Source organism: Streptomyces sp. NPDC050617, assembly GCF_040654795.1.
GTDB lineage: Bacteria > Actinomycetota > Actinomycetes > Streptomycetales > Streptomycetaceae > Streptomyces.
This window is the reverse complement of the sequence record NZ_JBFAIS010000002.1, coordinates 40,203-56,907: the sequence shown is the minus strand read 5'-3', so window position 1 is coordinate 56,907 and position 16,705 is coordinate 40,203. Positions and strand designations below refer to the sequence as shown.

At 73.1% G+C, this 16,705-nt stretch carries 16 protein-coding genes and 1 tRNA gene; 7 read left to right on the top strand and 10 right to left on the bottom strand.

What is annotated here, in order from left to right; all coding sequences use genetic code 11:
- The first annotated feature begins 81 nt into the window (after positions 1-81).
- Genes AB0I49_RS02915 through AB0I49_RS02900 form a run of 4 tightly spaced genes read left to right on the top strand, consistent with a single transcriptional unit; the run spans position 82 to position 4,028 of the window.
- On the top strand, positions 82-774 hold the full coding sequence (locus AB0I49_RS02915; RefSeq protein ID WP_363225020.1) for a hypothetical protein: 693 nt from the start codon (positions 82-84) through the stop codon (positions 772-774).
- Positions 761-1,954, top strand: coding sequence for a peptidoglycan-binding protein (locus AB0I49_RS02910; RefSeq protein WP_363225019.1), 1,194 nt, complete (start codon positions 761-763; stop codon positions 1,952-1,954). The genes AB0I49_RS02915 and AB0I49_RS02910 overlap by 14 nt, the downstream gene beginning before the upstream one ends.
- Complete coding sequence (locus AB0I49_RS02905) at positions 1,951-2,814, top strand: ABC transporter ATP-binding protein (protein WP_363225018.1); 864 nt, start codon at positions 1,951-1,953, stop codon at positions 2,812-2,814. The genes AB0I49_RS02910 and AB0I49_RS02905 overlap by 4 nt, the downstream gene beginning before the upstream one ends.
- Positions 2,811-4,028, top strand: a complete 1,218-nt coding sequence (locus AB0I49_RS02900) for an ABC transporter permease (protein ID WP_363225017.1) — start codon at positions 2,811-2,813, stop codon at positions 4,026-4,028. Before AB0I49_RS02905 ends, AB0I49_RS02900 begins: the two co-directional genes overlap by 4 nt.
- A 152-nt stretch (positions 4,029-4,180) precedes the next feature.
- Here the strand turns inward: AB0I49_RS02900 and AB0I49_RS02895 are convergent.
- The 4 genes from AB0I49_RS02895 to AB0I49_RS02880 form a co-directional block, all read right to left on the bottom strand.
- Positions 4,181-4,267: transfer RNA gene (locus AB0I49_RS02895), tRNA-Ser, on the bottom strand.
- Positions 4,268-4,346: 79 nt separating this feature from the next.
- Entirely contained in the window at positions 4,347-4,898 is a 552-nt protein-coding gene (gene tadA, locus AB0I49_RS02890; protein ID WP_363225016.1) for a tRNA adenosine(34) deaminase TadA, read from the bottom strand.
- A 34-nt stretch (positions 4,899-4,932) separates the two neighbouring features.
- Complete coding sequence (locus AB0I49_RS02885) at positions 4,933-5,460, bottom strand: hypothetical protein (RefSeq protein WP_363225015.1); 528 nt, start codon at positions 5,458-5,460, stop codon at positions 4,933-4,935.
- Positions 5,461-5,649: 189 nt separating this feature from the next.
- A complete protein-coding gene (locus AB0I49_RS02880; RefSeq protein WP_363225014.1) occupies positions 5,650-5,844 on the bottom strand; it encodes a hypothetical protein in 195 nt (64 codons plus the stop codon).
- A 697-nt stretch (positions 5,845-6,541) separates the two neighbouring features.
- On the opposite strand from AB0I49_RS02880, the gene upp reads away from it, so the two are divergent.
- Together upp and AB0I49_RS02870 are read left to right on the top strand one after the other, a co-directional pair.
- The gene (upp, locus tag AB0I49_RS02875) at positions 6,542-7,177 is read left to right on the top strand and encodes a uracil phosphoribosyltransferase (RefSeq protein WP_030886410.1); all 636 of its coding nucleotides are present in this window, start codon (positions 6,542-6,544) and stop codon (positions 7,175-7,177) included.
- Between the two features lie 149 nt (positions 7,178-7,326).
- The gene (locus tag AB0I49_RS02870) at positions 7,327-8,589 is read left to right on the top strand and encodes a glycosyltransferase (RefSeq protein WP_363225013.1); all 1,263 of its coding nucleotides are present in this window, start codon (positions 7,327-7,329) and stop codon (positions 8,587-8,589) included.
- Positions 8,590-8,648: 59 nt separating this feature from the next.
- Here the strand turns inward: AB0I49_RS02870 and AB0I49_RS02865 are convergent, their stop codons facing one another.
- The 6 genes from AB0I49_RS02865 to AB0I49_RS02840 all read right to left on the bottom strand — a co-directional run bounded on the left by AB0I49_RS02865 (position 8,649) and on the right by AB0I49_RS02840 (position 14,918).
- Positions 8,649-9,302, bottom strand: coding sequence for a LytR C-terminal domain-containing protein (locus tag AB0I49_RS02865; protein ID WP_363225012.1), 654 nt, complete (start codon positions 9,300-9,302; stop codon positions 8,649-8,651).
- A 96-nt stretch (positions 9,303-9,398) separates the two neighbouring features.
- Complete coding sequence (locus AB0I49_RS02860; RefSeq protein WP_003999914.1) at positions 9,399-9,695, bottom strand: type II toxin-antitoxin system VapB family antitoxin; 297 nt, start codon at positions 9,693-9,695, stop codon at positions 9,399-9,401.
- A 260-nt stretch (positions 9,696-9,955) separates the two neighbouring features.
- On the bottom strand, positions 9,956-10,558 hold the full coding sequence (locus AB0I49_RS02855; protein ID WP_363225011.1) for an HhH-GPD-type base excision DNA repair protein: 603 nt from the start codon (positions 10,556-10,558) through the stop codon (positions 9,956-9,958).
- 84 nt (positions 10,559-10,642) lie between these two features.
- Positions 10,643-12,175 (bottom strand): glycosyltransferase family 39 protein, encoded by a 1,533-nt coding sequence (locus tag AB0I49_RS02850; protein ID WP_363225010.1) that lies wholly within the window; start codon positions 12,173-12,175, stop codon positions 10,643-10,645.
- 111 nt (positions 12,176-12,286) lie between these two features.
- Positions 12,287-13,744: a hypothetical protein gene (locus AB0I49_RS02845; protein WP_363225008.1), complete on the bottom strand. Its 1,458-nt coding sequence runs from the start codon at positions 13,742-13,744 to the stop codon at positions 12,287-12,289.
- Positions 13,745-13,904: 160 nt separating this feature from the next.
- The gene (locus AB0I49_RS02840; RefSeq protein WP_363225006.1) at positions 13,905-14,918 is read right to left on the bottom strand and encodes a LysR family transcriptional regulator; all 1,014 of its coding nucleotides are present in this window, start codon (positions 14,916-14,918) and stop codon (positions 13,905-13,907) included.
- A 144-nt stretch (positions 14,919-15,062) separates the two neighbouring features.
- Here AB0I49_RS02840 and AB0I49_RS02835 point away from each other — a divergent pair, with 144 nt between their 5' ends.
- Positions 15,063-16,511, top strand: coding sequence for a DHA2 family efflux MFS transporter permease subunit (locus tag AB0I49_RS02835; RefSeq protein WP_363225004.1), 1,449 nt, complete (start codon positions 15,063-15,065; stop codon positions 16,509-16,511).
- Positions 16,512-16,705 lie beyond the last annotated feature (194 nt).

Below are 16,705 nucleotides of genomic sequence, written 5' to 3'. Positions count from 1 at the left end.
GGCCGGTCCGGGGAGAGCGGGCTGACCGCATGGCGACACTGGTCTGACAAGTTCTTCACATCCGGCCGACACGCTCGTGGCATGCCGATTTCCACTCCTCACCGCTCCACTCCTCACCGCTCCGCACGGAACCGCTCCGCACGGAACCGCTCCGCACGGACCGCCTTTACGTCCGCCGCCTGTGCCCTTGCCCTGACCGCTCTGCTCACCGCCTGCGGCGGGGGCGGCGACGAGGCGAAGGGCGACAAGGCCGGCGGGGCCGGCGGGGCCGATGGTGTCGCGTCCATCGAGACGGGCAAGCCCGGAGCGGGCGCCAAGAGCGGTTCCGGCAAGGCCTCGTCCGACAGCGGCCGTCCCCGGTGGCGCCTCGACTCGTCCGACGAGGAGATCGCCGCTATCTGGGACCGCTACTACGGCTGCCTCAAGGAGAACGGCGTCCGCATGAACAGCGAGCGGGGCCATGACCTTCCGGCGGGTCCCGACGGCAAGGTCCTCCCCCCGGGGGGCAAGGAGGAGCCGAAGGCCGCGTACACGAAGTGCCAGAACAAGATGCCGCAGGGGCCCGACGTACTGGACCGCAAGAAGAACCCGAAGTTCGACCAGATGCTCGCGGCCGATGTGAAGTGCATGCAGAACAAGGGCTTGAAGGTCGCCCTCGGCGGCGAACACGGCACGGACTGGAGCTACACGGGGCAGACGACGGGCCTCAGCACTGCCGAGAAGGACAAGATCGAGAAGGATTGCGAGCTGGAGGCCTTCGGTGGCAAGCACTGAGTACGAGGCGCCGACGGCCGACGGCGAGGCGGTGTACGCAGAGGCATACGCAGACGCCCCCGGGCCCCGCCCCCGGCGACGCCGTGCCGTTCTCCTGGCCGTCGGCATCCTGGTGGTGACCGCCATCGCCGGCGGCGCCGTGCTGGTCCTCGGCGACGGCGGTTCGAAGTCGACGGCCGCCACCGGCAAGGCGGCCGTCGAGACGGCCGCCGTGAAGCGCGCGGACCTCTCCGACACGCAGGAACTGGGCGGCACGCTCGGCTACGGGACCGAGAAGCCGGTCAAGGGCGCCAAGAAGGGCGTGGTGACCTGGTTGCCGGCCAGCGGCGCCACCGTGACCCGCGGCAAGCCCCTGTACAAGGTGGACGACCGGCCGGTGCCCGTCTTCTACGGCGCGACCCCGCTCTACCGAAAGCTGGACAAGCCGGGCGCGGAGGGCCCCGACGTGAAGGTCGTCGCGGACAATCTGCGGGCGCTCGGATACGACTTCGACGGGGTGCCCGGCGGCTCCGGCGGCGCCGACCGGAACGGGACGGCCGGCGCCGGCGCGGACCATGGGCGGTTCACGGCCTCGCTGAGCGCCGCGATCAAGCGCTGGCAGAAGCACGTCGGCATGGCGCCGACCGGCTCCCTCGACGTCGGCGACGTGGTGGTGGCGCCCGGCGAGGTCCGGGTCGGCGTGGTCAAGGCACAGCTCGGCGACGAGGCTGCCGGGGAGCTGCTGACCCTCACACCGACCGCGAAGGCGGTGACCGTATCGGTGGACTCGGCCGACGTCGGCTCCATCAAGAAGGGCGCGAAGGTCTCCGTCATGCTGCCGGACGGCAAGGAGACGCCGGGCGAGGTCAGCAACATCAGCCGGGTCTCGTCGGGCGGCGGCGCGGACGCGGATTCCGGTTCGGGCGGTCCCGCCAAGTCGGACGTCACCGTGCACCTCACCGACTCCGCCCCGGGGAAATTCGACGCGGCGTCGGTCCGCGTGAAGTTCACCTCGCAGACCCGGCACGGCGTACTGACCGTCCCGGTCGGCGCGCTCCTCGCCCTCAGCGAGGGGGGCTACGCGGTGCAGCGGCCGGGCGGCGGCCTGATCGCCGTGGAGACCGGGATGTTCTCGCGCGGCATGGTCGAGGTGACGGGCAAGGGCCTGACCGAGGGCACCAAGGTCGTGGTGGCCTCGTGACCCCGGAACCGGCGTATGGCACAGCCTCGGGCGCGGCGTACGGCACAACCCCGGAACCGGCGTACGCACCACCGCACGACGCGTACGAGAACGTGCCACCGCACGGCGGCGCGTACGAGAACGAGAACGCACCACCGCACGGCAGGCACGAGGCCGTCCCGCCCGTCCTCGCCGTCCCGCCCGTCCTCGCCGTCCGCGCGGCCTCCCGCCGCTACGCGGGCGGCGTCACGGCCCTCGACCGGGTCTCGCTCACCGTCGAACGCGGCGAACTGCTCGCGATCCTCGGCCCGTCCGGCTCCGGCAAGTCCACGCTGCTCAACCTGATGGGCACCCTGGACCGGCCGACCGAGGGCAGCGTGGAGATCGACGGGCAGGACGTGGAGGCCCTCACCGACCGGCAGCTGTCCGCGCTGCGCGGCGGGCGGCTCGGCTTCGTCTTCCAGCAGTTCCACCTGACGGAGGGCCTGAGCGCCGCCGAGAACGTCGCGACGGGCCTGCTGTACGCGGGAGTCGCCCGCCGCAGGAGACGGCCGCTGGCCCTGGAGGCGCTGGCCCGCGTCGGCCTCGCGCACCGCGCCGGGCACCGCCCGCACGAGCTGTCGGGCGGCGAGCGCCAGCGGGTGGCCATCGCCCGCGCCCTGGTCAACGGGCCCTCGCTGGTCCTCGCGGACGAGCCGACGGGCGCTCTGGACACTGCCAACGGCCGTGCCGTACTCGACCTGTTGACCCAACTCAACGCGGAGGGCACCACCATCGCCGTCATCACCCACGACCGGGACATCGCGGCTCAGCTGCCGCGCCGCGTGGAGCTCCTCGACGGCCGCGTGGTCGCCGACACGGCGTCCGGGACGTCCTCGTGAGGGCGGCGTCGGAATCCGTGCGCCCCGTACGGCTCTCTCCCGGCGACATCCTGCGGCTCGGCCTGCTCGGGGTACGGACCCGCAAGCTGCGCGCGGCGCTCTCCGCGCTCGGCATCTCCATCGGCATCGCGACCCTGATCCTGGTCATCGGCATCCCGGCCTCCAGCCACAAGGCGCTGATGAACGAGCTGTCGGCGCTCGGCACGAACATGCTGCGCGCCGAGCCGGCGCCCGACCACAAGCCGCCCGTACTGCTGCCCGAGAGCGCGGTCGGCTCCGCGCGCCGGGTGGGGCCGGTGACCGGGGCGAGTGCGGTCGGCAACACGCATGCGAAGGTGCGCCGTTCGGACAAGGTGCCGGAGAGCGACGGCGCCGGGATCGCGGCGCTCGCGGCGCGCACCGACCTGCTGCCGTCGGTCAACGCCCATATGCAGACAGGTCACTTCCTCGACGCGGCCGGCTCCCACTTCCCGACCGTCGTACTCGGCCACGAAGCGGCGACCCGGCTCGGCGTCGACCGGACCAAGCTGGGCGGCGGTCAGGCGCCCCAAATAGCCGTCGGCAAGGACATGTTCACCGTCGTCGGCATCCTCGCGCCGGTGCCGCTCGCCTCGGAGCTGGACAGTTCGGTCCTGGTCGGCTGGGATGCCGCCCGCGAGCGCCTGGCCTTCGACGGCCATCCGACGGTCGTCTACGTGAAGGCGCGCGAGGACGCCATCGAGCAGGTACGCGACGTCCTCGCGGCGACGGTGTACCCGCAGTCGCCCGGCCTGGTGGACGTCAGCCGCCCCTCGGACGCGCTGGCCGCCAAGCGGGCCACCGAGAACACGTTCTCCGCGCTCTTCCTCGGCCTCGGCGCGGTGGCGCTGCTCGTCGGCGGCGTCGGCGTCGCCAACACCATGGTGATCTCGGTCCTCGAACGCCGCCGGGAGATCGGTCTGCGCCGGGCGCTCGGCGCCAACCGGGGCCAGATCAGGGGCCAGTTCCTCACCGAGTCGGTGGTCCTGAGCGGCCTCGGGGGAGTGGCGGGCACCGTCATCGGGGCCGCGGCGACCCTCGGCTACGCGGCCTGGCGCGACTGGCCACCGGTGATCCCGCCCGGCGCGGTGGCCGCGGGATTCGGCGGCGCGGTCCTGGTCGGCGTGATCGCGGGCGTCTACCCCTCGGTACGCGCGGCCCGCCTCGCCCCGACCGAGGCCCTGGCCACACAGTGATCCCCTCGTTGCCGGCTCCGTACGGCGAACCACTCCACCCCGGCCGACGGCCGACGCATGAGGGGCGAGCCGTGCGGCACAACTGCTGCACGCAACAGCAACGAAAAACCGCCCCCGACCTGTTTTCGCAGGTCGGGGGCGGTTCCCTTGAGCGGTAGCGGTGGGATTTGAACCCACGGAGGAGTTGCCCCCTCACGCGCTTTCGAGGCGCGCTCCTTCGGCCGCTCGGACACGCTACCGAGATGAAGCTTAGCGGACGGTGGGCCGTGGGCCGAAATCGGTTACCGGGTGGGGGTACCGGGAAGCGGTCGGCGGCGGTCAGGGGGTGCGGAAGAAGGTGGTGAGGAGGGCGGCGCAGTCGGGGGCGAGGACGCCGGGGACGACCTCGGGGCGATGGTTGAGGCGGCGATCGCGTACGACGTCCCAGAGGGAGCCGGCCGCGCCCGCCTTCTCGTCCAGAGCGCCGTAGACCACGCGGTCCACGCGGGACAGGACGATCGCGCCCGCGCACATCGTGCACGGTTCCAGCGTCACCACCAGCGTGCAGCCCGTCAGCCGCCACTCGCCCACCGCCCGCGCCGCCTCCCGTACCGCCAGGACCTCCGCGTGCGCCGTCGGGTCGCCCGTCGCCTCGCGTTCGTTGCGGCCGCGGCCGAGCACCGCGCCGTCCGGGCCCAGCACGACCGCCCCCACCGGTACGTCGCCCGTCTCCGGCGCCCGTACCGCCTCCGCCAGGGCCAGCCGCATCGCGGCATGCCAAGGCGCCCGGACCGGGTCGTGGTCCGGGGCGCGGTCGGCTTCGAAGGGTTCGGCGGAGGGCTCGGCGGAAGGTTCGGCGGGGGACGGGCGGTGGTCGGGTGCGGCGGTCATGCCACCAGTGTGGGCGACATTCGCCCTACGGCCGTCAGCGCACCGCCTCCAGCACCTCCGTGCAGCCCAGCATGTCCGCGATCTCGCCGAGCGCGTCGTCGTTGAGGGACTTCAGCCGCCGCTCCGGCATTCCGAGGTCCGCGAGGATCTCGCCCTCGCCGAGCGGGCCCGCCGGCACCGGCTCGTCGGCGGCCGCGGTGTCGTCCTCGTCGTCGTCCGTCTCAGGCTCCCCGTCCTCCGTGCCGTCCAGGTCCACCAGGCTGTCGAGGTCGTCCACTTCGTCGTCGCGGCCGAGCAGCTCGTCGGCGAGCATCGCGCCGTACGAGCTGCGGGTCGCCGCGGCGGCGTCCGAGAGGTACACGCGCGGGTCCTCCTCGCCGTCCACCCGCACGACGGCGAACCACGCGTCCTCCTGTTCGATGAACACGAGGACCGTGTCATCGTCCACTGCCGACTCACGGGCCAGGTCGGCCAGATCGGACAGCGTCTCCACGTTGTCGAGTTCTGTGTCGCTCGCTTGCCACCCGTCTTCGGTGCGCGCGAGCAGTGCGGCGAAGTACACCGTGACTCTCCCACTGGTCATAGGCGGTGCCGGCCGGGCGGGAAACGCACCCCGCCCACTCGGAATCGTGGCAGAAAGCGACGCGTTGCGAGAGGTCTTCCGCGCTGCGTCGTGCAGTAGTCCGAAGAGATGTCGCTCACGCTCCGCCCGTACGGACCTGTGGGCCGCTCCTTCCGGGGCCCTTTCCGCTCACCAACGGAACGTACGCATCCGCATCTGCTGGCGCATTCGCGCCGCCCGCGCCCGGCGCGGCTGCACCCGGTCCCGCAACTCCTTCGCCTCGTTCAGCTCACGGAGAAACTGCGCCCGTCTGCGCCGTCGGTCCGCGTCCGACTCCGACTCCGACTCGGGAGCGGCGGCGGGGGACCCGGGGGATTCCGGCACGCGAGCTTCCGGCGGGAAATCCGGGGAGTTCGCGGCATTTCCGGGGTTCGCGGCGTTTTCAGGGTTCTCGGGGTTCTCGGGGTTCTCGGGGGCCTCGGGGGCCTCGGGGTTCTCTGGGGAATCGCGACGGTGCGCTGTCGGAGCGGGCGCCTCTTCCCCCTCGGCCGTCCACCCCCGGACCTCCCACGACCCGGCCCCGCCTCCCTCCACGCCGTTCCCGTTTCCGTTCCCGTTTCCGGTCCCGATTCCGTTTCCGGCCCCGGCCCCGGCCCCGGCCCCGTTTCCTCGGCGCCTGCCGCCCCGCCGTTCATTCCGGAGTCCGTCCCGCCGATCGTCTCGGCGTCGTCCATCCGGCCGTCCATCCGGCCGTCCATCCAGCCGTCCATCCAGCCGTCCATCCGGCCGTTCGTCTCGGTCAGCCATGGGACACACCACCTCGGGCCGAGGTTCCCGCCCGGTGCGACCAACCGGGCCTACGTGGCCACTTTCGCCTTTCCCGCTCCCTTTCCCCTCCCCTTTCCCGCCTCCCCCTCGCCTTTTCTCTCGTTTCCTCTCGCAATTTTTCCCCCATTCAGCGGGTTGATGCCAGCGCAGCAGAATCGCGGCCACCCCCGCCGCCACCCCGCCCCCGACCATCGGCCCCAGACCCGGGAACCAGGGAGCGACGCCCCCTCCGGCCTCGGTTACTGTCGATGTCATGCGGATTCACGTCGTCGACCACCCCCTGGTCGCGCACAAACTCACCACGCTGCGCGACAAGCGCACCGATTCCCCCACCTTCCGGCGCCTCGCCGACGAGCTGGTCACGCTGCTCGCCTACGAGGCGACCCGTGACGTGCGCACCGAACAGGTCGACATCGAGTCCCCGGTGATCGCCACCACCGGCGTCAAGCTCTCCAGCCCGAAGCCCCTCGTGGTGCCGATCCTGCGCGCCGGGCTCGGCATGCTCGACGGGATGGTCCGGCTGCTGCCCACCGCCGAGGTCGGCTTCCTGGGCATGATCCGCAACGAGGAGACGCTCCAGGCGTCCACGTACGCCACCCGGATGCCCGACGACCTCTCCGGTCGGCAGGTGTACGTACTCGACCCCATGCTCGCCACCGGCGGCACGCTCGTCGCGGCGATCAAGGAGCTGATCTCGCGCGGCGCGGACGACGTCACCGCCATCTGCCTGCTGGCCGCGCCCGAGGGCGTCGAGGTCATGGAGCGGGAGCTCGCGGGCACCCCGGTCACCGTCGTCACCGCCTCCGTGGACCAGCGCCTCGACGACTCCGGCTACATCGTCCCCGGCCTGGGCGACGCGGGCGACCGGATGTACGGGACCGCCGGCTAGAGCTGCATCGACCCGCAGCAGGGCACGAGGTGACAGGGCCGTTCGCCGGACATCGGTGAGCGGCCCTCTGCCGTACCTCAATCCCGATCCCGACCTCGATCCCGGCCCCCGCCCCCCGGCCCATACGGTCCGCGAGTACGCTCCCCCGCATGCGGATCATGGTCGTGACAGCCGGATCGAGGGGCGACGTCGCCCCCTATACCGGGCTCGCCAGGCGGCTGAGCGAGGCGGGCCACCACGTGGCCTTCGCCACGCATCACACGTTCGCGGACATGGTGCGCGCGGGCGGATTCGACGTGCGTACGCTGCCCGGTGACCCGCAGGAGCTGATCCGGGCCCGTACGGAGGGCCGGTCGGAGGCGGAGAAGCAGCGGGTCACCGCCGAATTCCTGAGCAATCTCGGCGAAGGGGTCGCCGAGGCGGCCGAACAGGGCACCGACGTGATCCTTTCGAGCCTCGGCCAGGCGCCCCTGAGCTGTCTGGTGGCCGAGGGGCTGGGCCTGCCCAGCATGGGGGTCTACCTCGCGCCGGCCGTACCGAACGACGCCTTCGCCCTGCCGGGCTCCGACCCCGACGGCCGTGGCACCCCGCTGAGCAACCGGGCCGCGGGCGAGCGCACGCTCGACCGGGCCCACGCCCTCTACGCCGAGGTCCTGCCGCGCCTGGCCCGTCGGCTCGGGCTGCCCGAGGCCGCGGTCGGCGCCGCGTGGCGGCGCTGGCAGGGCAAGGAAGGGTGGCCCATCAGCCACGGCGTGAGCCCGGCCGTTCTGCCGCGGCCCGCCGACTGGCCGCCGGAGGTCGACATGGCCGGTTACTGGTGGCCCGAGACCGAGACCGAGCCGGGCTCCGCTCTCACCTCCTCCTGGCAGCCCCCCGAGGAACTGCGCTCCTTCCTGGCGGCCGGCCCGCCGCCCGTCTTCCTCGGCTTCGGCAGCATGGCCCCCGGCCTCGGCGAACGGCTCGGCCCCCTGATCGTGGACGCCGTGCGCCGGTCGGGTACGCGCGCGGTCGTCCAGGCCGGCTGGGCCGGTCTGGACGTGGCCGGGGACCAGGTGCTCACCATCGGGGACGTGCCGCACGACTGGCTCTTCCCCCGGATGGCGGCCGTGGTCCACCACGCGGGCGCCGGTACCACGGCGGCGGGGCTACGGGCCGGGGCGCCGACCGTCGCCGTCCCGGTCATGGCCGACCAGCCGTTCTGGGCCTCACGCGTGTACGAACTGGGGGCCGGCCCCGCCCCCGTACCCTTCGGCGAACTGAGCGCCGAGCGCCTGGGCGAGGCGATCCGGACCGCCGTCGAGGAGCGGGGCTACCGCCGCCGCGCCGCCGAACTGGCGCACCGCATCGGCATGGACGACGGCGCGGGGCGGGTACTGCGGCGGGTCGAGAGCCTGGCAGCAGCCACCGCCTGACGCCCGCCCCCCCGCCTGTGTCTGTACGCCCGTGCGTCCGCATCAGCATCAGCGCCCCATCAGCACTTCTTCGCTCCCGAAGGCGTCGGCTGGGGCTGCGACTTGGACAGCGCGGCCAGGCCCTGTGCGGCGTCCTTCTTCGGGGTCAGGTTCTTGAACTCCGAGCCGATGATCAGGTCGACGTCCCCGCCCTTGCGGCCGTCGCTCTTGACCTGCGCGCCCGCCAGCTGGGTGCCCAGCACCTTCAGCGGTCCCTCGGCGGCCGCGGGCGCCCCGAGGAGCAGGCCGCTGCTCTTGACCTTCTTGTCGTACTCGGCGGTGGCGTTGCCCACCTTCCCGACCTTGAACCCGCGGCTCTTCAGTTCGTCGGCGGTCGTCTTGGCGAGGCCGCCGCGCGGTGTCGCGTTGTAGACGTTGACGGTGATCGCGCCGGGCTCGGGCAGCGTGACCGGGCGGGCGCGGGGGCGGTCGCCGCCCTTCGCGCAGTCGTCGCTGCCGCCCTGCTTGTCCTGCGCCGCCTGCGCCGTGCTGCTCCCGCCGGTGAAGACGCCGATGAGCTGCACCGTCCCCCACCCGACGAGGCCGAGCGCGGCGACGGCGCCCACCACGGCGAGAGCGATCCTGCGGCGGTTTCGTGGGCGGCGCATATGCGGGTAGCGATTGCCCGTGATGCGGTACTTTCCGCCCATGCCGGGAGGGGTGAGCATGCTCATGGCCGCAGCGTAGTGCGGCCCGATACCAATGCCTACTAAATGATCAACGGGTTGCGTACAGCCCAACCCGAAAGGGTCAATACCGGCCTGATGCGCTCAGTCGAGTTCCAGCACGCGCGCGTGCAGCACCTGGCGCTGCTGGAGCGCGGCGCGCACCGCGCGGTGCAGCCCGTCCTCCAGATACAGGTCGCCCTGCCACTTCACGACGTGAGCGAACAGGTCGCCGTAGAACGTCGAGTCCTCCGCGAGGAGCGTTTCCAGATCCAGCTGGCCCTTGGTGGTCACGAGCTGGTCGAGGCGTACCGGGCGAGGAGCGACATCCGCCCACTGGCGGGTGCTCTCCCGGCCGTGGTCGGGGTACGGCCGCCCGTTTCCGATGCGCTTGAAGATCACACGGAAAGCCTACCGGGCGAGCGGCTCCCGGCGCAGCCATGGCGCAAGAGTGCGAAGGCGACAATCAGCCGCATACCAGGAGCGATACCTGGGGCAGGGGGCGTGACTGAGGGCGCTCGGCCCGCCGCCGGGGGACCGGCGTCCGCCAATGGTGCCCCCGCGCCCGCGAACGGTGCCCCGGCGGACGCTCTCCTCCCCGCCACACGAGCGTTATACACAGGCTGTGGACGGCGGGGAGGCGCGCATCATCGCTTCTCCGCTCACGTCTTGTCGGCGGCAGCCGCCGCCGCTCGCTTCGCCTCCTGCTTGAGGGCCTGCTTATGGGCGCGGACCTTGCTCAGCGTCTCGGGCCCGGTGATGTCGGCGGCCGAGCGGTACGCGCCCTCCTCGCCGTACGGGCCCGCCGCCGCCCGCCAGCCCCGCGGCCGTACGCCGAGCCGCTTGCCCAGCAGGGCCAGGAAGATCTGCGCCTTCTGCTTGCCGAAGCCGGGCAGCTCGTTCAGCCGCTTGAGCACCTCCTCGCCGCTGTCGACCCCGCGCCACACCGCCGCCGCGTCGCCGTCGTAGTGGTCGACCAGGTACTGGCAGAGCTGCTGCACGCGCTTGGCCATGGAGCCGGGGTAGCGGTGCACGGCGGGCTTGGCCTTCAGCAGTTCGGCGAACGCGTCCGGGTCGTACGCGGCGATCTCGTGGGCGTCCAGGTCGTCGCCGCCCATCCGCTGCGCGATGGTCAGCGGCCCGGAGAAGGCCCATTCCATCGGGACCTGCTGGTCGAGCAGCATCCCGACCAGGGCCGCCAGCGGGCTGCGGCCGAGCAGTTCGTCGGCCTCGGGGTGCTGGGCGATCCGAAGGGTGATGTCCATGGGAATGGCCAGGGCCGCGCATCCGGGGATCGGAATCGCCGCCCTGCCTCCTTTCGGCTGCTTTGCCCCAGTTTGCACGAAGACTCATTTGGCGGTCGGACGCCCGTCGGCCTGTTTCTTCTCGTACACCTCCACCCGCCGCCCCCCTGTGACCGTGTCGCTGAGTCGTACGAAGTGGTCGGCGAGCGTGCCGCGCTTGGCGACGTCGCGGCGGGCGGCGCCGGAGGACGGCTTGGCGTCGGTGATCAGCACTATCCGGGACGACTTCAGGATGGCCGTCCGTATGTGCGCGGGGCTGCCCTCCTCGCCCTTGAGGGTGCGCGACTGGAGCGGGGTCTCGGTGAGGGCGAGGTCCTTGAGGCCGTGGAAGCGTTCGGGGGAGACCAGTGCCGTGTCGCGGCGGGCCGCCGGTATGAACAGGACGCCGTCGCCCGGCCGGGCCACCGCCGAGACCGCCTCCGCCGGCGCGAACACGTCGTCCACGCGGCTCGTCGACGCGCGCAGCCCCGTCTCCACGGGCAGCAGCGCGAGCACCGCGACCCCGCTCACGGCGGCGATCGGCACCCAGGGCCGTACGCTCGGCCACCGCGCGTGCGCCGCCGTCGCGCCGACCCCCAGGAGCAGGCCGATCATCAGGGCCGCCCCGGTCTGCGCGAAGACCACATAACGGTCCACGTACACCGGCTTGACCAGCGAGATCAGCACCAGCGCCGACTGCGGTACGAGCAGCAGCGGCAGGGCCACCGTGGCCGTCGTCGCCGGGCCGGAGCGCGGATGCGGCACGAAGGCGGCGCCCACGGCGACCACCGCCATGGCGAGCAGGCCGATCAGCGTCGCGGGGGTGGGCGGTTTTATCCAGGAGACCTGGTCGGCCTGGGAGCGGCTGGCCAGGATCAGCGGCAGCGACCCGAGCACGACGACCGCGGCCGGCAGCGCGAAGGCGCGTACGGTGCGGCGCCCGCCCCGCCGCGCCGCGATCGCCACGGTCACGGCGAAGGCCGGCAGCGCGAGCAGCGAGAACCAGTTCAGCTGCGCCGCCACCAGCAGCAGCCCCGCACAGCCCCACCAGTGCCGGCGGCACCCGCGCTGAACCGCGGTGACCAGCATCCACGTCGCCCCCGCGACGCACGCCGCGACCAGCGCGTACGAGCGTCCCTCCTGCTGGTACCGCTGGACCACGGGCAGCACGGCGAACGCGATCCCCGCCGCGGCCCCCGCCCAGCTCCCGGCGAGGCGGCGGCCGGTCGCCGCGGTGAGCCCGGCGGCCGCGGCCACGCCCAGCACCGACGGCAGCCGCAGGGTCAGCATGCTGTCGCCGAATATCTCGAAGAGGGCGTGCATGAACAGGTAGTACAGGCCGTGCACGACGTCCGTCGTGCTGAGCAGCCGCACTATGTCGGCGGCGGAACGGTGGGCGACCTGCCAGGTCGCCGCCTCGTCGCGCCACATGCTGTGCCCCCGGCCGACCCCCCACAGCCCGAGCGCGAGCGACAGCAGCGCGGGCACGGCGGGTACGAGCAGCCGCGCGACGGGGCCGGCGGGGGCGCTGGAGCTCGTCGTCGCGGGCGCGTGACGGTCGATGGCAGCAGTGCGTGCCGGTGCGTCGGGAGAGGGCATGGGAGAGGACTATACGCAGCGCGTATACGCACGCATGTGTGGCGGGTGTGTGATGGATGTACGTACGGGACGCCGTACCGAAACTCCGGCGCGGGGGAACCGCCGCGCCCCTCAGACCGCCGAAGCGGTGTCGTCGAGGTTCGCGATGCGCTGCCGTACGGCCCGCAGCGCGCCCTCCTTGCTGCCGGGCACGCGGGTGCGCAGGTCGATCAGTTCGGGGCCCAGCGCCCGTATGGCCCTCGGGTCGTCGACCTGCTGCCAGCAGTGGTGGGCGCGGTCGGCGGCGGCCTGGACCTCCGGATGGGTCTCCGGCTGGCCGGCGTTCATGCGCTGCACGGCCGCGTGCATCCACAGCCCGCACGCCTTGGCGGGCTCCCCGGCCAGGCGCGCGAGGTCGGCCCGTACCTCGGTCCAGTGGATGACGTCGAGCGAGCCGGGGCCGTGGGCCCGCCAGGCTTCCTGCTCCCACGCGGCGGCCATCGCGGCGGCCTCGCTGTGCCGGCCGGCGTGGGCGGCTTCGAGTATGGCGGGATGCGGGTCGGGGTGGGGCGCGGGATGGGACTGCTGGGACCGCGGCTCGGGGCGCGGCCGGGGGACCGGGTCGGGGGCCGGCTTGGAGGGCGCGCCGGAGAACGCCCCGGAGACCGGCTCGGAGGACGGCTCGGGTGACGGTTCCGAACGCGTCTCCAGGCGCGGCTCCGGACCTGGACCCGCATTCCCACCCGCACCCGGATCCGGATGCGAACGAGGAGCGGATTCCGACTCCGAGGCCGGGGCCGGGACCGGGATGTCGAGTCGCTCAGCGGGGTCCGGCGCCGGCTCCCGCTCGGGCTCGGGCTCCGGCTCCGGATGCCGCGGTATGGGCTCGGACTCCGACCCGCGCCCGGCGGGTTCCGGTACCGCGTGCGCGTGCGCGGCGCTGGCGAGGAGGTACACCTGGCCTGCGGCGAGCCCGGCCTGGTTCGCCGCCTCGTGGTGCAGCTGCTCCAGGGGCGGGCGCTCGGGTCTCGTACGCAGCAGCGTGGCGAGGGCCTGGCTGTAGACCGGCGCCGGGCGGTCGCGGCGGCGGGCGGGCGGCGGGGCGACCGTGCCGTACAGCGCGTACGGGCCGGACAGGAAGCCCGGTTCGGCGTTCAGCCGCTGCCAGACGGCCTCGTCGGCGACCAGGTCCGCCAGGACGGTGGTGCTGCCCGGCGGCCGTTCGCGCAGTTCGGCCGCGAGCCAGTGCCAGGGCAGCGCGGTGTAGCGCACGGTGCTCGCGGTCGTACGGGCCAACGCGAGGTGCGGCAGTTGCTGTTTGCGGTCGAGCTGGAGGTGGCCCGCCAGGTAGAGCAGCAGCGGGCCGGGCGCGGCGGCGGCCGTCCGCAGGTGGGTGAGGACGGTGTTCGGGGCGTCGGGGCCGACGAGCTGGACGACGGACGCGAAGGGCGTGCCGAGCAGCACGGTGGGCGGTACGGCCGCGAGTTGGTGCAGCGCGCCGGTGGCGTCCATGGGTTGCTTCGAGGGCGGCACCGCGGCCATCAGCAGCCCGTACCCGTGCTCTTCGCTCCCGGCCCGGTCGTTCACCATGCGAGCACCGTATCCGTTCGACCCCGGTCCTCGGGTAGGACGTGGGTAATGGTTTGCGGGGCGCGGACCACCGGATTCCGGGGCGTACGGGCGCGGTCGCCGGGTTCGCGGCGGCTCGGCCGGCAGGACCGTACGCCCCCGAGGACACGTCCGTACCAGCTCAACCGCCTGTCCCGCCCGCCCCGCCCGACGCGCCCGCCTTGTCCGACTCCGCCGAACCGCCGCTGACCGCACTGGCCGCACTGGCCGCACTGACCGCTCCGGCCGCTCCGGCCGCGCTTACCGCGCCGGCCGCGAGCCCGGCGAGTGCGGTGCGCAGCCACTGGTGGGCCGGGTCGGCGTCGACGCGCAGGTGCCAGGCCATTTCGATGGTGATCGGGGGCAGGGACAGCGGGATGTTCCAGACGACCAGGGGCATGAACCGGGCGGCGCGGGCGGCGAAGGCCGAGGGGACCAGGGCCAGGGCGTCGGTCTCCAGGGCGAGGAAGCAGGCCGCGCTGTGGGTGGGCACGGTCGCCAGGACGTCGCGGCGCAGGCCGAGTTCGCGCAGCCGGTCGTCCACGACGCTCTGGGTCCGGCCGCGGCGGGAGACCGTGATGTGCGGGACGGCGGCGAACCGGTCCACGGTCAGCGGCTCGCGCGCGTACGGCGCGTCGGCGCGGGCCGCGGCGACGTAGTGGTGGTGGAGGACGAACTCGCTGCGGACGTCGTGCGGCAGTTCGTGCATCGAGCCGATGTCGAGGTCGACGCGGTCGCGCAGGTCGGCGGGGTCCTCGTCGCCCTCGGGGAGGACGCGCAGCCGTACGCCGGGGGCCTCGCGCACGACGTGCGAGGTCAGCGCGGAGCCGAGTACGACGGCCAGCCCGTCGTTGGTGCGGATGGTGAACTCCCGCCGCATGGTGGCGATGTCCACCGGCCGCGGCGGCCGCAGCGCGGCCAGCGCCTGTCCCAGCGCCGCCTCGACCTGCGGCTGGAGCGCGCGGGCGCGCGGGGTGAGGACGAGGCTGCGCCCGGACGGTACGAGCAGCGGGTCGCCCACCACGCGGCGCAGCCGGCCCAGGGTGCGGCTCATCGCGGAGGCCGAGACGTTCATCTCCGCGGCGGCCCCGGTCACGCTGCTCTCGCGGAGCAGGGCGTCCAGGGCCGGCAAGAGATTCATGTCGGGTAGTTGCATGGGAAGCAATGGTAGGCAGCCGTACGTCCCTGACCAGCGCACTTATTGATGCATGGCGCGCAATGCTGGCTTGCCGACTCGGACCTTGTGGTTCAAGGTCTCGGCTTCGACGATGAAAGGAATTCACGAAAGAGACGGAACCTGATGATTCACGCACAGCATCGCAACACCGCTCTCCTGGTGGCGGGCTGCTTCTTCATGGAGAACCTGGACGGCACCATCGTGTCGACCGCCGCCCCCCGGATGGGGGCCTCGCTCGGCGTCGCGCCGACGGCGATCAGCCTGGTCATCACCGCCTACCTGCTGACGCTGGCCGTGCTGATACCGCTCAGCGGGTGGCTGACCGCGCGGTTCGGTGCGCGGCGCGTCTTCCTGACGGCCATCACCGTCTTCACCCTCGCCTCCCTCGCCTGCGCCGTCGCCACCAACCTCGGCGTGCTGGTCGCCATGCGGGTGCTCCAGGGCGCCGGCGGCGCGATGATGGTGCCGGTCGGCCGGCTGATGGTGGTCGCCAAGGCCGAGAAGCCGGACCTGCCGCGCGTGATGGCGTACATCACCTGGCCCGGCCTGATCGCGCCCGTCATCGCGCCGCTGATCGGCGGGCTGATCACCACCTACGCGAACTGGCGCTGGATGTTCCTCATCAACATCCCCCTCGGCGTCGTCGCCTTCGTCGTCGCCCGGCGGCTGATCGAGGCCGCGCCCGCCATGCCCGCCGGGGCCGCCCCGCCGCGCCTGGACTGGCTGGGCGTCGCCCTGACCTCGACCGGGCTCGGCGCGCTGACCTGGACCGCCCACCTGCTGTCCGAGACCTCCGCCGGCGCCGGCTCGGTGCTCGTCACCGGCGCGCTCGCGGTGCTGCTGCTCGGCGCGGCCGTGTGGCATCTGCTGCGGACCGACAACCCGCTGGTGGACCTGAGCACGCTGAAGGTGAAGACGTTCCGGGCCGCGGTGTCGGGCGGCTCGACGTTCTGGATCGCCGTGGGCGCGGTGCCGTTCCTGCTGCCGCTGCTGTTCCAGGAGGCGCTGGGCTGGAGCGCGGTGAAGTCCGGCGTGGTGGTGCTGTTCGTGTTCATCGGCAACATCGGGATCAAGCCCGCGACGACGCCGCTCCTCAAGCGGTACGGCTTCCGCCCGCTGCTGCTGGCCGCCGGGCTCGGGCTCGGGGCCGCGATGGTGGCGTCCGCGTTCATCACCGGCGCGATGCCGATCGCGGTGATCGCCGCCATCGCCCTGATCAGCGGCGTGGCCCGGTCGCTGGGGCTGACCGGGTACTCCACCATCGCCTTCAGCGACATACCGCCGGGGCGCCTCCGGCACGCCAATACGCTGCTGGCGACCGCCCAGCAGATGGGGGCGGGCCTCGGCGTGGCCGCCGCCACGGTCGCGCTGCGGGCCGGCGGCCCCATCGGCGACTGGCTCCCCGGCCGCACGACGGCGACCACCGCGTACGGCGTGGCCTTCTGCCTGCTGGCGCTGGTGTGCGTGGGCACGGTGGCGGGGGCGCTGCGGCTGCACCCGACGGCGGGCGACGCGGTACGGGGCCCGGCGCCGGCTCCCCGGCCTGGGCGGGCGTCCCGGACGGCGGGGTAGACGGGGCTTCCCCTCACGGTGTGCGGGGCGTACGCCCGTACAGCGCAGCCACCCCGGCCGGAGGAGTGCCCGCCCGTACAGCGCAGCCGCCCCGGCCGGAGGAGTGCCCGCCCGTACCGCGCAACCGCCCGAGAACCGCGCAGCGCAACCGCCCGAGAACCGCGCAGCGCGGAAACACGTGGCACGAGCACAGA